The organism is Pandoraea sp. NPDC090278, from assembly GCF_044772185.1.
Classification (GTDB): Bacteria; Pseudomonadota; Gammaproteobacteria; order Burkholderiales; family Burkholderiaceae; genus Pandoraea.
This window is the reverse complement of sequence record NZ_JBIVYJ010000001.1, coordinates 1,158,654-1,172,272: the sequence shown is the minus strand read 5'-3', so window position 1 is coordinate 1,172,272 and position 13,619 is coordinate 1,158,654. Positions and strand designations below refer to the sequence as shown.

The 13,619-nt window shown below is 61.6% G+C and carries 14 protein-coding genes; 8 read left to right on the top strand and 6 right to left on the bottom strand.

The annotated features are described in order from the left end of the window. The first annotated feature begins 8 nt into the window (after window positions 1-8). The 3 genes from ACIQWO_RS05065 to ACIQWO_RS05055 all read left to right on the top strand — a co-directional run bounded on the left by ACIQWO_RS05065 (window position 9) and on the right by ACIQWO_RS05055 (window position 3,056). Window positions 9-1,040, top strand: a complete 1,032-nt coding sequence (locus ACIQWO_RS05065) for a LacI family DNA-binding transcriptional regulator (protein ID WP_402820004.1) — start codon at window positions 9-11, stop codon at window positions 1,038-1,040. Window positions 1,041-1,135: 95 nt separating this feature from the next. Then, window positions 1,136-1,546: a GFA family protein gene (locus ACIQWO_RS05060; RefSeq protein WP_402820001.1), complete on the top strand. Its 411-nt coding sequence runs from the start codon at window positions 1,136-1,138 to the stop codon at window positions 1,544-1,546. Between the two features lie 133 nt (window positions 1,547-1,679). Then, complete coding sequence (locus ACIQWO_RS05055; protein WP_402819998.1) at window positions 1,680-3,056, top strand: aldehyde dehydrogenase family protein; 1,377 nt, start codon at window positions 1,680-1,682, stop codon at window positions 3,054-3,056. A gap of 75 nt (window positions 3,057-3,131) precedes the next feature. On the opposite strand, the gene ACIQWO_RS05050 is transcribed toward ACIQWO_RS05055, so the two are convergent. The 3 genes from ACIQWO_RS05050 to ACIQWO_RS05040 all read right to left on the bottom strand — a co-directional run bounded on the left by ACIQWO_RS05050 (window position 3,132) and on the right by ACIQWO_RS05040 (window position 5,398). Then, window positions 3,132-4,043, bottom strand: coding sequence for an SDR family oxidoreductase (locus tag ACIQWO_RS05050; RefSeq protein WP_402819995.1), 912 nt, complete (start codon window positions 4,041-4,043; stop codon window positions 3,132-3,134). A gap of 72 nt (window positions 4,044-4,115) precedes the next feature. Continuing rightward, window positions 4,116-4,652 (bottom strand): hypothetical protein, encoded by a 537-nt coding sequence (locus tag ACIQWO_RS05045; RefSeq protein WP_402819992.1) that lies wholly within the window; start codon window positions 4,650-4,652, stop codon window positions 4,116-4,118. A gap of 11 nt (window positions 4,653-4,663) precedes the next feature. Next, window positions 4,664-5,398 carry an SDR family oxidoreductase gene (locus ACIQWO_RS05040; RefSeq protein WP_402819989.1) on the bottom strand — a complete coding sequence of 245 codons (735 nt, stop codon included), beginning with the start codon at window positions 5,396-5,398 and terminating at the stop codon, window positions 4,664-4,666. Window positions 5,399-5,560: 162 nt separating this feature from the next. Between ACIQWO_RS05040 and ACIQWO_RS05035 the strand changes: the two genes are divergently transcribed. Beyond that, entirely contained in the window at window positions 5,561-6,463 is a 903-nt protein-coding gene (locus ACIQWO_RS05035) for a LysR family transcriptional regulator (protein ID WP_402819986.1), read from the top strand. Between the two features lie 27 nt (window positions 6,464-6,490). On the opposite strand, the gene ACIQWO_RS05030 is transcribed toward ACIQWO_RS05035, so the two are convergent. Further along, a complete protein-coding gene (locus ACIQWO_RS05030) occupies window positions 6,491-7,345 on the bottom strand; it encodes a helix-turn-helix domain-containing protein (protein ID WP_402819983.1) in 855 nt (284 codons plus the stop codon). Window positions 7,346-7,553: 208 nt separating this feature from the next. Between ACIQWO_RS05030 and ACIQWO_RS05025 the strand changes: the two genes are divergently transcribed. Together ACIQWO_RS05025 and ACIQWO_RS05020 are read left to right on the top strand one after the other, a co-directional pair. Beyond that, window positions 7,554-8,477, top strand: a complete 924-nt coding sequence (locus tag ACIQWO_RS05025) for a PhzF family phenazine biosynthesis protein (RefSeq protein ID WP_402819980.1) — start codon at window positions 7,554-7,556, stop codon at window positions 8,475-8,477. Window positions 8,478-8,626: 149 nt separating this feature from the next. Further along, a complete protein-coding gene (locus tag ACIQWO_RS05020; RefSeq protein ID WP_402819977.1) occupies window positions 8,627-9,727 on the top strand; it encodes an asparaginase in 1,101 nt (366 codons plus the stop codon). A 54-nt stretch (window positions 9,728-9,781) separates the two neighbouring features. On the opposite strand, the gene ACIQWO_RS05015 is transcribed toward ACIQWO_RS05020, so the two are convergent. Then, the gene (locus tag ACIQWO_RS05015; RefSeq protein WP_402819974.1) at window positions 9,782-10,114 is read right to left on the bottom strand and encodes a hypothetical protein; all 333 of its coding nucleotides are present in this window, start codon (window positions 10,112-10,114) and stop codon (window positions 9,782-9,784) included. 171 nt (window positions 10,115-10,285) lie between these two features. On the opposite strand from ACIQWO_RS05015, the gene ACIQWO_RS05010 reads away from it, so the two are divergent. After that, on the top strand, window positions 10,286-11,047 hold the full coding sequence (locus ACIQWO_RS05010) for an inositol monophosphatase family protein (RefSeq protein WP_402819971.1): 762 nt from the start codon (window positions 10,286-10,288) through the stop codon (window positions 11,045-11,047). 2 nt (window positions 11,048-11,049) lie between these two features. Here the strand turns inward: ACIQWO_RS05010 and ACIQWO_RS05005 are convergent, their stop codons facing one another. Next, window positions 11,050-11,421: a VOC family protein gene (locus ACIQWO_RS05005; RefSeq protein ID WP_402819968.1), complete on the bottom strand. Its 372-nt coding sequence runs from the start codon at window positions 11,419-11,421 to the stop codon at window positions 11,050-11,052. A gap of 465 nt (window positions 11,422-11,886) precedes the next feature. On the opposite strand from ACIQWO_RS05005, the gene mqo reads away from it, so the two are divergent. After that, window positions 11,887-13,602: a malate dehydrogenase (quinone) gene (gene mqo / locus ACIQWO_RS05000; protein WP_233325753.1), complete on the top strand. Its 1,716-nt coding sequence runs from the start codon at window positions 11,887-11,889 to the stop codon at window positions 13,600-13,602. The last annotated feature ends 17 nt before the right edge of the window (window positions 13,603-13,619 follow it).

Genomic DNA, 13,619 nt, shown 5'->3' with positions numbered 1-13,619 from the left:
AACCTGCAATGAAACAGCGCACCAACATCGTCGAACTCGCACGCCATCTGGGCCTTTCCGTGTCTACGGTCTCGAAGGCGCTAAATGGCCGTTCGGACGTGAGCGAAGCGACGAAGCAGAGGGTGCTGGAAGCCGCCAGCGGGCTAGGGTTCTCGCCCGATCCGGCAGGCCGACGGTTGCGCATGGGGTCGTCGGAGACGATTGGCTTTGTCCTGTCGCCACCGCAAGCGCACTTCGCGCAGCCGTTTTTCCTCGATCTGCTGATGGGCATCGATCAGGGACTGGAGAAGACGCCATTCCAACTGGTCATCGTCACGGCGCGGACGGTGGAATCGGAAGTCGAGAGCTTTCACCGGCTCGTCGAGCGTCAGCGTGTCGACGCCGTCATGTTCGGCAGAACGCGACGCGACGATGCCCGAATCCAGTTGCTCCAGGATCGCGGGATTCCATTCGTCACACTGGGGCGGAGCGAGACAGGGGATCCGTTTCCTTATGTCGATATCGACCGGACCGTGGCGGGACGTAACGGCACGGCGCGCTTCATTGGTCTGGGACATCGTCGCATCGGATTGCTCGCTACGCCGGGCTACCTCATGCTCAGTCAGCATCTGCGCGAAGGCTATCTTGCCGCGCTCGACGCTGCGAAGCTCCCGTTCGATCCGGACCTCATCGTGGAGTGCGATCTGTCCGAGGAGGGCGGATTGAAGGGCGCACGGCAACTCCTGAGCATGAAGCACCCACCGATGGCGCTCATGTGCGGGCATGATCTGATTGCGAGCGGTGCAATGCAGGCGATCGTCGAAACGGGGCGACGTCCCGGCACCGACGTCGGTGTGATCGGCTGCGACAATCATCCGCTCGGCCCGTATCTGAATCCGCCGCTGACAACCTTTTCCGCGCCGACGGTGGAGGCGGGCAAGCGCATGGTGCAGTTGCTGCTGGCGCACCTGGATGGTCGCCCCGTCGAAACGCTGCAAGAAGTCTGGTCACCGGAGTTGATCCTTCGTGCCTCTCATGGCAGCGCCATCGGCGCCCAATAGCTTTGGGGATCGTACGGTCGTGCTATCGCACGGCCTTTTTTTGACACTCTTACGAAATCGTTTTCGAGACTAACTGTTTGATGAAGGAATGCGCCATGAAAGTACGCGAAGGAAGCTGCCTGTGCGGCACCGTCCGTTACACGCTGAAGGATGAACCGCAAGCAACCGTGATTTGCCATTGCACTCATTGCCAGAAGGCGAGCGGCAGTGCGTTTTCGGTCAATCTGCTGGTCAGGGAAGCCGACTACGAGCAGACAGGCGAGACGAAATTCCTGGTCGACATCGGGGATAGCGGGACGCCGTCCTGTCGGCATTTCTGTGGGAATTGTGGCTCGCCAGTGTTGACGAAGGCATCAAACCTGCCCGGCATCGTGTTGGTCAAGGCAGGCACGCTAGACGACAAGGCGGGCATTCGTCCACAAGCGGAGATTTACACCGACTGCGCCGTTGCGTGGCATGTGTCGCCCGAAGGCACGTCGCGTTTCACGCAAGCGCCTCCGGCCTGATGGTTTCACGTCAGACGGCATTTCCTCACCCAAAATCGAAAACGTTTTCGATTGCGCATTTCCAACACGTTATTGTCGAGGCTCAATGGCCACGACGTTCTCAGGCAACGCATCCATTGCAAGGAGTTTTCTCATGAGCTTCCAGAGCATCAACCCCGCAACGGGCCAACTTCTGAAAGAGTTTCCGCTTCAATCCGACGCCGAGGTGTTCGCCGCCCTGGAGAAGGCCGACACGTTGTATCGGGAGGACTGGCGATTCCGGCCGGTGGCAGAGCGCATCGCCGTCATTGCACGTGCCGCGAAGATCCTGCGCGAGAAGCGCGACGAATACGTCACCTATCCGACGCTTGAGATGGGCAAGGTGACGCGCTTCGGCTACATGGAGATCGATCTCGTCGCCGATATTCTCGACTACTACGCCGCCAATGGCGAACGTCTGCTGGCGCCGCAAGCGCTGCCGGACGAACCGGGGGCCATGCTGCTGTCCGAGCCCATCGGCGTGATCCTCGCCATCGAACCGTGGAATTTCCCTTACTACCAACTGGTCCGCGTGGCCGCGCCGCAACTGATCGCGGGCAACGTGGTGCTAATGAAGCATGCTGAGAATGTGCCGCAATGTGCATTGGCGTTCGCGCGCCTGTTAGAAGAGGCGGGGGCACCGCAAGGCGCTTACACCAATCTCTTCTGCAGCATCGACCAGATCGGCAAGCTCATCGACGACTTCCGCGTGCGCGGCGTCGCGCTGACGGGGAGCGAGCGTGCCGGTACGTCCGTGGGCGAGCGTGCCGGACGCAATCTGAAGAAGGTCATTCTGGAGCTTGGCGGCAGTGATCCGGCGATTGTGATGCCCGGCGCGCCGATGGATCACGCCGTCGAACAGATTGTGATGGGCCGTACGTTCAATTCGGGTCAAGGGTGCGTCAACATCAAGCGCGTCATCGTGATCGGACACGAGCGCGGCGAGCAAATGCTGTCGGCGCTGCGAGAGAAGTTCGCCGCCATCAAGGTGGGGGACCCGACCGACGAAGACACGCTGCTCGGCCCGCTCGTGAGCGAACGCGCGCTGAATGGACTGCTCAAGCAGATCGAGGACGCCAAGGCCGCAGGGGGGCGCATCGTCTTCGGTGGCAAGCGCGTCGCGCGTCCCGGCTTCTACCTTGAGCCGACGATCATCACCGACATTGACGCGAATAACCCGCTCTACACGCAGGAAGCCTTCGGGCCGGTGCTGTCGTTCTACGTCGTGGACACTGAGGAAGAGGCCATCCGGCTAGCGAACGCCACGCCTTACGGGTTGGGCGGCTACGTGTTCGATGCCGACGTGGATAACGCCCGACGCATCGCGTCGCACATCGATTCCGGCATGGTCTACATCAACTCGTGCTTTGCCGATTCGCCGGGGCTGCCGTTCGGTGGCGTCAAGAACTCCGGCTTTGGGCGGGAGCTGTCGGAGATCGGGATGGGGGAGTTTCTGAACCGCAAGCTGATTCGCGTAGCAGACGTCGGCTGAAGTCAGGCTGAGCCAACGATGCGGAATCCCCGCGCAAGGGATTCCGCGTCTGTACTTGTCTTGTGCGTCAGTCGCTCAGGAGACCTGACGCGGCGTCAGCAAATCGCCAAGCGCGATGGCGTTGTAGATTTCACGGCGCATGCGGTCGGCCACCGCGTTGACAACCTCCGCGCCGTCCTGCGACGGGTCGACGTGCACGCGGAACGGGCGACGGCCGTGCGGCAGATCGACAACACGCACGATCTCGCTTGCCACTTCCGCAGGGTCCGCGTCTGCCGGTTCCAGACCAGCGAGCCCCTTGAGCGCGGCTTCGGCCACTCCCGCATACGGCCCTTGCTCGTACTCGGCGGCGATATGCGCATCGGCAGGCTTACCCGAGTGGGCGAAATGATTCGTCCCCTTGGTGAAGGCGCCCGGCACCATGATGGTTGTCTCGATACCCCAGCGCGAAAGCTCGGTCGAATACGACACGGCCAGTGCGTCCATAGCGGCCTTCGCGGCGAAGTACGGCGCGAGGAACGGTGGCGTACCACCCCGCGTCGACGACGAACCCACCCACAACATCAGCGCGCGGCCTTGCTTGCGCAGGTGCGGCAGGGCGGCGCGGTTGACGCGTTGTGCACCGAGCACATTGACGTCGTACTGCTGAATCATCTGTTCTGGCGTGAAGGCCTCGGCGGGACCGAAGACCATATGCCCGGCGTTGTGGATGAGGACATCCAGACGGCCCACGTCGGCGACCACGCTCTGGATGGCGGCCGCGGCCGACGCCTCCGACTGCACGTCCAGCTCGACGGTGCGCAAGTCCACTGCATTGTCCGACGCCCATTGCGCCACTTCCGCCACGCGCGGTGCATTTCTGCCCGAGGTGTCGCGCATGGAGGCGTAGACGATGTGGCCAGCCTTGGCGAGCGCTTTGGCGGTCATGAGGCCGAAGCCCGACGAGGCACCGGTGATCAAAATGGTTTGAGGCAGGGTTTGAGACATGACGACGGCTCCCTTCAAAGAGCAAACGAAGATTAAGTTCGATGGAATCGGGTGGAATCGACACCGCCCGCGCTACTGCGCGGCGGGCGATCCTTCAGTAGCATTCAGGCCGCTGTAGAGCTGCTTTCCTGCGGCGAGGTGACGGTCGAACCTGAAACCTCTCGCCAGCATGTCGTCCATATCGGCGGCGGCGATATGCATGACGTAACTGTGATCGTTGGCGATGAGCCGGTAATCGTGGTTGCTCACGCGGTCACGGTTGAACCATTTCCCCGGATCGGCATGTCCGCTCGGGTAGCGTTGCCCGCTCACGACCAGATCCCATCCACCATCCAGCAGGATCCAGTACCCATCGAAATCTTTCGGACTTTCCGGCCTGACGATGGGTTGCCCCTTGGCCACCTCCCACTCACGCGAGTGTCCGATGACCCAGCGCAACTGGTCCGTCGTCAGGTCGGTGAAAAACGGGGTGTGGCGCAGCAAATGCAAGTAGGTCACGCTGGGTTTCATGGACGGGGTCTCCTGCGGGTCGGGGCGCGCACATGCGGCCGTCGCACCAATCAGCGCGGTGAGCGACAGCAGCATGGCGGCTTGGCGAAAGCACTTCATCGCCGTGACGTTCAAACGACGCCGCCGTTGGCGCGCAGCACCTGGCCATTGACCCAGCCGCTGTCCGGACCAGCGAGAAACGCCACGACGTTTGCGATATCGTCGGGCTGCCCGAGGCGTTCGAGCGGTGGCATCTTGGCAAAGGTCTGAATCTGTTCGTCGGTCTTGCCGTTCAGAAACAATTCAGTCGCTACCGGGCCCGGCGCAACGGCGTTGACGGTGATGCGACGCCCGCGCAGTTCCTTGGCGAACACCCGCGTGAAGGACTCTACCGCCGCCTTGGTGCCGTTGTAGATGGCGTAGCCGGGCATGTTCAGTCCAAGCGTGGTGCTCGACACATTGACGATGTGACCGCCTTCGTTCATGCGCGTCGCCGCTTCGCGCAGCGTATTGAAGACGCCACGCGTGTTGATCGCGAAATTCTGCTCGTACAGTTCGTCGCTGGTTTGCGCGAGGGGGGCCGTCTTGAGAATCCCGGCGTTGTTCACGAGCACGTCGATCTTGCCGAGCTGCTGCTCGACCGTATCGAACATCGCCTTCACCTCGGCCGACTTCGAGACGTCCGCCTTCACGGCGATGGCGGCGGTCCCGGCGTCGACCAGCTCGGCCACCAGTGCGTCGGCCTCGGCGGCGTTCGAGGCGTAGTTGATGGCGACGGAGAAGCCGTCACGTGCCAGACGGCGGGCGATGGTGGCGCCAATGCCGCGCGAAGCACCGGTGATCAGGGCGATTTGAGACGTTTTCATGGTGGTTTCCAGTTCAGGTGATCGGTGAGGACATTCTGGTTCATTCCATTTAAAAGATAATTGGGGATGATTTGTTTTCAGAATTCCATTTGCATTAACAAATCGATGGCACTATGACGGGCAACGGCGCGGATGACCGACAACCCCCGGGGGCAGAACAACATGGATAGATTTCAGGAAATGCAGGTTTTCGTGCGCATTGCCGACCGGCACAGCTTCTCGCTCGCGGCCGACGATCTACAGATTCCGCGTGCGACCGTCACCAATCTGATTAAGCGACTGGAGGCACGCATCGGCGTGCGGTTGCTGGAGCGCACCACACGCCAGGTGCGGCTGACGCTGGAGGGGGAGGAGTACTACCGCCGCTGCGTACGACTGCTGGCCGACCTGGAGGAAACCGACGGGGCATTTCGCGACGCGCCACCAAAAGGGCTGCTACGCGTGAATCTTCAGGGGACGCTCGCCAAACACTTCATCATGCCCACGCTCGGGACCTTCCTCGATGCCTATCCCGGCATCGCCTTGCATGTGGGCGAGGACGACCGGCTGATCGACATGGTCAGGGAAGGGGTGGACTGCGTGCTGCGCGCGGGGGTGTTGCAAGACTCGTCGCTGGTCGGCAGGCAGGTCGCGACGATGGAGCAGGTGACGGTCGCCAGTCCGGCGTATTTGCAGCGATATGGCATGCCAGACGCGATCGACGATTTGGACGCGCACTTTGCCGTCGACTATGTTTCCAGTGCGACCGGGCGGCCCGTGCCGTTGGACTTTCGTCTTGACGATGAATACGTCACCCGGCGGTTGAAATCGAACATTTCCGTGAACGGTGCGGACTTGTACACCGGTGCGGCACTAGCCGGTTTGGGGCTCGTTCAGGTGCCGCGATATCGCATCGAAAGCGAGTTAGCTGCCGGGCGGTTACAGATCGTGCTGGCGGACAATCCGCCACCGTCAATGCCGGTCTCAGTGCTTTATCCACACAGCCGTCAGTTGTCGCGTCGTGTGAAGGTCTTCACCGAGTGGCTCTCGGCGCAATTCGCGCGCGTTCAGGACAAAGGTCGCTGACGGTGTGAATTCGCAAACATGCGCGGATCAGTCGATATCCGGTGCGCCTTGCTTGAAGGCGTTCGGCGGTGCATAGCCGTGTTGTCTGAACAGGCGCGCAAGATAGGTCGGAGAGTCCAGCCCGACAGCCGCCGCGACGGCCAGCACAGTCATGCCGGGGGCACGCAGCAACGTTGCCGCGATTTCCACGCGGCGTCGCGACTGGTAATCGACGACGGACTCGCCCGTGGCGTCCCTGAAGATCCGTGTCAATGTTCGACGTGACAGGCCGAATTCATAGGCGATGCGATCGAGCGTAATCGGCTGGTCGAGCGTTGCATCCAGAAACGTCTGGATGTCGCGCACGATCTCGGCATGGGCATCGCTACGACTTTGCGGGATCGGAGTGGACGTCAGACCGGCTTCGACGCAACTCGCAGCCACCGTGCGCACTGCGAGATCCGCGCGGAAGGCGGCCAGATCAGGGATTGGGACGTCGTTTGTCATGCGCGTGTCGCCTGCGATACGAACCGCATCGAGCAAGGCCAGCGGTGCCGACCAGATCGAGATGCGGCTGCACGCGAGCTTGCGTCGCGCCTTGCGTTCGCAAAAGGCCACGAAATCGCTCGCGACATACACGGCGACATGCGCCTGCCCCGGCCGATAACCCCGCGTATCGTGAACACGCTGCGGTGGCACCACGACGAACGACTTTGGCGCGACGCGTACCGGCGCGACATTCGACTCGACGTTGAGCACGAGTTGCCCGGTCCTGGGGAGGAGGAACATGTACTCGTCGTCATGCGCGTGAGGGTGCGTGCGGTATTCACCGACGCTCACATGCCGGACATCGGCGATGCGATCTCCGTACAAATGACGCGATGCGGTGGGATAGGGCTTCACTCTCGATTCCTTGGCTGGACAGGCTGAATGGCACCGTTGCCAGAGCATATTCCGGCGGGCAGGCGACCAGTATAGTCTTTGTCCAAAGCGTCGGTGGTACCGGCTTGAACGAGGTTTGGCCCGATCGGACGCATGCTTTGGCCCGATGAGCGGCGACTGTCGTTCCGACGTTGGGCATGCTTGCGCCACTTGCCATCAGGAGTGTCCGATGACCACCCCAAGCCTTGTTTCTCGCAGCAGTCCTTCGCCCGATGCGCTCACGCCGGATTTGCGCTTCGTCAACGTGTTCTCCGCCGGTGCCGGTGGCGGCAATCCGGCCCCGGTCGTGTTCGACGCCGACAGTCTGTCGTCAGACGACATGATGGCCATCGCGGCGCGTTACGGCCATGAAAGCGCCTTTGTCTGTCGAGCCAGCGACCCGCGCTATACGGTTCGTCTGCGCTTTTTCGTCCCGGCGCATGAGATGGAAATGTGCGGGCATGCCACGCTCGGCGCGATGTGGCTGTTGCGTGAAGCGGGGCGCTGGACGACGGCAAGTGCGACGGTGGAGACGCTGAGCGGTCTGGTCGACGTACGTTTCGACGAGGCAACGCAGCGCATCGACGTTGGTCAGCCGCGCGGCATCGTCGAACCGGTAGACGATCCGACGCTCGTGGCTGATATTTGCGAAGTGCTCGGCATCGGTGTGAACGATCTGGCGCCGATGGACATTGTCAACGCGAGCACGAGCCGCACGAAGACGCTGGTGCCCATTCGCACCGTGGAAAAGCTGAACACGCTCACACCGAGTCTCGGTGCGGTCGCTGCATTGTGCGACGCCCTCAATTCGACCGGACTGTATCCGTTCGCCGTCGAGCACACGCGGCCTTTGGAGTTGCATGCGCGGCAGTTCCCGCGTTCGTCTGGCTATCCGGAAGACGCGGCCACAGGCATCGCCGCCGCTGCCACGCTTTACGGCGTGCTGCATTACGGCTTGCTGGCAAATGGCGAGTCTGCGATGCGCGTCTATCAGGGCTTTGCGATGGGACGTCCGTCCTGCATTCGCGTGGCGCTACGCGAACCCGGTAATCGCGAGTCCGGCTGCTGGATCAGCGGTGCAGTCGAATTCGCGATGCTTGAGCCCCACGGGTGAGCGGGCAGAGGTCATTCGAAGACAACTGAAACGTCGACCTCGTGGGAATCTTCGGCCTCTTCCTTCGCAGTCCAAAAATTGTCAATATGTCAGACATCACGCCAGCTCTCGGCGCGATGCTCGATAAACGACATAACAGGAGCGAATTCATGACATCGTCGAAGACCCCTCGGCAGGTTCTGATGCACTCGGTCGCAGTGACCGCACTGACGTTGAGCGCTGGCGGCTACGCCTTGACGGCCACCGCGGCCGGTTCGGAGCTGCCCAAGCCGCGCATTCTCGTGCTCGCCACCGGCGGCACGATCGCCAGCACGGGCGACGCGCGCTCGGCCATCGGCTACAACGCTGGCGGCGTGACGGGCGAGCAACTGACGGCCAGCGTGCCCGGCCTGGACAAGCTGGCCACGATCAAAGCGGAGCAGATTTCAAACATCGGCTCACAGGACATGAACAGCAAGGTCTGGTATCAGTTGGCCGCGCGCATCAAGCAGGCGTTCGAGCGCAACGAGGCCGACGGCATCGTGATCACGCACGGCACCGACACGATGGAGGAAACCGCGTTCTTCCTCGATAACGTGCTCGCGACGAGCCAACCGGTCGTGCTGGTCGGTTCGATGCGTCCGAGTACGGCGGTGAGTGCCGACGGTCCGGGCAATCTCTACGAAGCGGTCGAAGTGGCCGCCAGTGCGCAGTCCCGCAACCGGGGTGTGCTCGTCGTTCTGAACGACACGATTCACTCGCCGCGCTGGGTCACCAAGACGAATACGACGTCGGTGCAGACGTTTCAAAATCCGAACGGCGGGCCGCTCGGGTACGTCGATCCTGCGTCGATCCGGTATCTGGCCGCAGCACCGGCGGGTCGAAAAGGAGCGCTGGCTGTGCCCAACGCTGGTTTGCCGCGCGTCGACATCGTCTACGCGCACGCCGACATGGATGCCACTCAGATCGACGACGCTGTGCGACGCGACGCCAAGGGCATCGTGCTTGCGGGCGTAGGTGATGGCAATGCCTCCAAAGCGGCACTCGACGCGCTCGAAGCCGCTGCGCGCAAGGGCGTCGTCGTGGTCCGGTCGTCGCGCGTGGGAGCCGGGTTCGTCAACCGCAACGTCGAAGTGTCCGACGACAAGACCGGGTTCGTCGTCTCATACGATCTGAACCCGCAGAAGGCCCGCGTACTGACGCAACTCCTCATCGGCAATGGCGTCAGCGCCGCAGACAAAGTGCAAAAGGCGTTCGACGTCACGTATTGACACGCGTTAGCGTCGGACTGACTTTGACGGGACGTTAGTGTTGGCCCGTCCGGGTCAGTCCAGCGCAGGCTCTTCCGCGATCTTTCGTTCGCGCAGTTGGCGGAAGAATCGGGCGTTGTGGTGATCGGCGACGGTGAAAACCTCGTCTGACGCGCGGGCAAGCGCGGCGAAGAGCCGTTCGAGTTCGTCGTACGCCGGACCGGAAATGCCGCAGCGCTCCACCAGAGATTGCCGGATCTCGTCCATTGCCGCCTGCTGGAAGCAATCGAAGGCAGGGGCTGGCGTCGCGTCGAGATGATTGATGTGTGCAAGCAGCATGCCTAGCACCTGCGCGTGCACGAGCGCTGTGGCGCGTTGTTCGACAGCCAGTACGTCGGTTTCCGTCATGATGACCTCCGTCGGACGCAGGTGGAAATGCGAACGAATGCAGTTGCAGCATAGCATCGGCGCGTGGAGCAAGCTGGCGCGGGCGCAGCCTCGTTGCCACTGACGCAAAAGTGTCGCGTCAAAGCGCCAGAATGTCGCGAGCCGTCTCTGGCCAGCCATCGAACCTACTCTATGCACGACATTGACCAACGATTGGCCGTCGCAGTGCGCATCGTCCACGACGCCGCGCACTCGGCGCTTGAATTGTTTGATGCCCGCGGCCGCTTTGCGCTGGAGGAAAAGGGCGCACGCGAATATGTGTCCGAAGCCGACCGGATGATCGAGCGACGCATTCGCGAGGCGCTGGCGACCGACCTGCCAGGAGACGATGTGATGGGGGAGGAGATGGGCGGAGAAGGCTCGAACGCCTTTTGGGCCATCGATCCCATCGACGGGACCGCGAACTTTCTGCGCGGATCGCCGCTATGGGGCGTGTCGCTGGGTTTTGTCGAGGACGGCGAGGCCGTCGTGGGCGCGATTGCCTATCCATCGGTGGACATGACACTGAGCGCTGCGCGAGGACGCGGGATGTCGCGCAACGGGCTGCCGTTCGAACGAAATGTCGACTTCCCGTCGGTCCATCTCGCAGCCGTGGGCGACAACGCCCGCTGGCCAGCCACCGAAATCGCTCAGGTCGAATACGCGTTGCGGACGTCGGGTTGGGGCATCGCCGAGTATCGGTGCGCCACCATCGGCCTTGGCTTTGCCGCACTCGGGTTCGTCGATGGCTATCTGGAAAAACACACAAGCATCTGGGATGTCGCCGCCGGATCGGTGATTTGCCGTGAAGCCGGTTTAAGCGTCCACGCGCACGGGACGTATGAGGGCGGTGGCCAGACGATCTTCGCTGGGACTGACGCGTTGCACGACGTCGTCGGCTGCTATCTCAGCTAAAGCTAGTCGCGCTGCGAAAGCTGAAAGACGTTGCCCTCCGGATCTTCCCCATCGCACATTGATTGCGGGAAGCCCTCGTAGCGCTTCATTTCACGCATCTTGACGCCTGCTTTGAGCAGCGTCTCCCGCAAATCCTCCAGCCCCGATTCCACCGAAAAAACGAGCTTTGCGTTCGACGTCTCGCCGCTCGTCGGCCCACCTCGATAGGCCACGCCGACACGGTGCAGCGCAATCTCCACGTCACCGGCTTTGAGCACCGCCCATTCGTTCTCGATTGCTTCGATTACAGGGAAGGCGAAATGCGTCCGGTAAAACGCTTTCAACAACTCAACATCGTGGACGTAAAGGATCAATCTGGACATGAAAATCGGCATTGCATGCTCCGAAATGGCTAAGTTCGCCGATTAAGGTCAATTCAAGAGGATCGATATTGCCGGATTCACGTCATTTCGAAAACAAAATCCCGCTTTGGGACGGCATTCGGACGTCGGCCGACACGCGCTTAGCATCAAGACGATTCGGCTTTGCGCATATTCAAGCAAAGGCTGTAATGCGGTTGAAATGGGGGATAAATAGGGTCGGAAAGAGGGCGAAAACCGCCTATTCTCGGGAAATCTCATCTGACCCCCACTTCAATGTTAGGGTTTCCACCCATGTTTTCGACGGTTTCAGCTACAATCCGGCGTTTTCGATGCTCGGCTTGTGCTAGCTGCCGAAACACCGGCTGGATGACGTCTGTCAGTCCGAATCCTGCCAGCGCGCCCGCCAAGCGTGCGCTTTCCCCCCCGGCGTGTGGAAGATGGCGACGCCACACGTAATTGATAAGGTGACTGATTCCCATGACTCAAACCGATAAGAAGCCGGTGCCAGGTAGCGGCCGCAAGCGCTTTACCCGCCGCAAATTCCTGGGCACCGCCGTTGGTGCCGCTGCGGTGTGGGCCGGATATTCGTACTTCTTCGGCAGTCAGTACCGCGCCGCCAAGGCAGACCGCAAGGTCGACGTGCTGCTGATCGGCGGCGGCATCATGAGCGCGACGCTCGGCGTCTATCTGTCCGAACTGGAGCCGAACTGGACTTGCGAAGTCTTCGAACGTCTGGACAAGGTCGCAGAAGAAAGCTCGAACGGCTGGAATAACGCCGGTACCGGTCACTCGGCCCTGTGCGAACTGAATTACACGCCGATGGACGATAAGGGCAACGTCCATATCACGCAGGCCATCAACATCAACGAGAACTTCCAGATCTCGCGCCAGTTCTGGTCGCATCAGGTCCGTCAGGGCGTGCTGGGCAATCCGCGTGAGTTCATTAATTCCACGCCGCACATGAATCTGGTGTTCGGCGAAGAGAACCGCGAGTTCATCAAGAAGCGCGTGGAAGCGTTGAAGGCGTCGCCGCTGTTCGCTGGCATGGAAATGACGACCGACCCGGCGAAGATCGCCGAGTGGATTCCGATCATGATGGAAGGCCGTAAGCCCGACGAGGTGGTCACCGCCACGCGCTCGCCGCTCGGCACGGACGTCAATCTGGGTGAAATTACCCGTCAGTTCTACAAACACCTGACCGAGAAGTCCGGCGTGAAGGTCTCGACCGGTTACGAAGTCCGTTCGATCACCCGCAACGAAGACGGTAGCTGGCGCGTGTCCGCGTTCGATATGAACGACAGCTCGAAGATCCAGACGGTGGATGCACGGAACGTGTTCATCGGCGCGGGCGGCGCTGCACTCCCGCTGCTGCAACTGTCCGGCATTCCGGAAGCCAAGCAATACGGCGGTTTCCCGGTGGGCGGCGAGTTCCTCGTCACCGAAAAGCCCGAGATTGCTTCGCGCCATCTGGCCAAGGTCTACGGTCTCGCGGATACCGGTTCGCCCCCCATGTCGGTGCCCCACCTGGACACCCGCGTGCTCGACGGCAAGAAGGTCATCCTGTTCGGGCCGTTCGCGACGTGGTCGAGCAAGTTCCTCAAGAACGGCTCGTACTTCGACCTCGCGAAGGCGGCGACGCCGTCGAACGTCATTCCCCAGTTGCAGGTCGGTGTGCACGAGTTCGCGCTCGTGAAGTACCTCGCGCAGCAATTGCGACTGTCGATGGACGAGAAGATGGCGGCGCTTCGCCACTACATGCCGGAAGCTAAGAACGAAGACTGGCGTCTGTGGGAAGCCGGTCAGCGCGTGCAGATCATCAAGAACGATCCGGAGAAGGGCGGCGTACTGAAGCTCGGCACGGAAGTCGTGGTATCGAGCGACCGTACGGTGTCGGCACTGCTCGGCGCGTCGCCTGGCGGCTCGACTTCGCCTGCGATCATGCTGTCGTTGCTGGAGCGTGTATTCCCGGATCAGATGAAGACGCCTGCGTGGCAACAGAAGATTCGCGAGATCGTGCCGAGCTACGGCAAGAAGCTCCACGACAATCCGCAAATGCTCGCCACCGAGTGGGCGACGACGGCCGAAACGCTGCAACTGGCCATCGCGCCGCCGAGTCTGAATGGCGTCGTGCCGGACAATGCACCGATGGCGAATCCGGGTGTCGTGAAGAAGACCCCCGATATGGCGCTGTAATAGCGTTCGCGTAACCC

Coding starts and splice junctions, on each gene's coding strand:
- ACIQWO_RS05065 (WP_402820004.1), top strand. CDS start 9: ATGAAACAGCGCACCAACATCGTCGAACTCGCACGCCATCTGGGCCTT.
- ACIQWO_RS05060 (WP_402820001.1), top strand. CDS start 1,136: ATGAAAGTACGCGAAGGAAGCTGCCTGTGCGGCACCGTCCGTTACACG.
- ACIQWO_RS05055 (WP_402819998.1), top strand. CDS start 1,680: ATGAGCTTCCAGAGCATCAACCCCGCAACGGGCCAACTTCTGAAAGAG.
- ACIQWO_RS05050 (WP_402819995.1), bottom strand. CDS start 4,043: ATGTCTCAAACCCTGCCTCAAACCATTTTGATCACCGGTGCCTCGTCG.
- ACIQWO_RS05045 (WP_402819992.1), bottom strand. CDS start 4,652: ATGAAGTGCTTTCGCCAAGCCGCCATGCTGCTGTCGCTCACCGCGCTG.
- ACIQWO_RS05040 (WP_402819989.1), bottom strand. CDS start 5,398: ATGAAAACGTCTCAAATCGCCCTGATCACCGGTGCTTCGCGCGGCATT.
- ACIQWO_RS05035 (WP_402819986.1), top strand. CDS start 5,561: ATGGATAGATTTCAGGAAATGCAGGTTTTCGTGCGCATTGCCGACCGG.
- ACIQWO_RS05025 (WP_402819980.1), top strand. CDS start 7,554: ATGACCACCCCAAGCCTTGTTTCTCGCAGCAGTCCTTCGCCCGATGCG.
- ACIQWO_RS05020 (WP_402819977.1), top strand. CDS start 8,627: ATGACATCGTCGAAGACCCCTCGGCAGGTTCTGATGCACTCGGTCGCA.
- ACIQWO_RS05015 (WP_402819974.1), bottom strand. CDS start 10,114: ATGACGGAAACCGACGTACTGGCTGTCGAACAACGCGCCACAGCGCTC.
- ACIQWO_RS05010 (WP_402819971.1), top strand. CDS start 10,286: ATGCACGACATTGACCAACGATTGGCCGTCGCAGTGCGCATCGTCCAC.
- ACIQWO_RS05005 (WP_402819968.1), bottom strand. CDS start 11,421: ATGCCGATTTTCATGTCCAGATTGATCCTTTACGTCCACGATGTTGAG.
- mqo (WP_233325753.1), top strand. CDS start 11,887: ATGACTCAAACCGATAAGAAGCCGGTGCCAGGTAGCGGCCGCAAGCGC.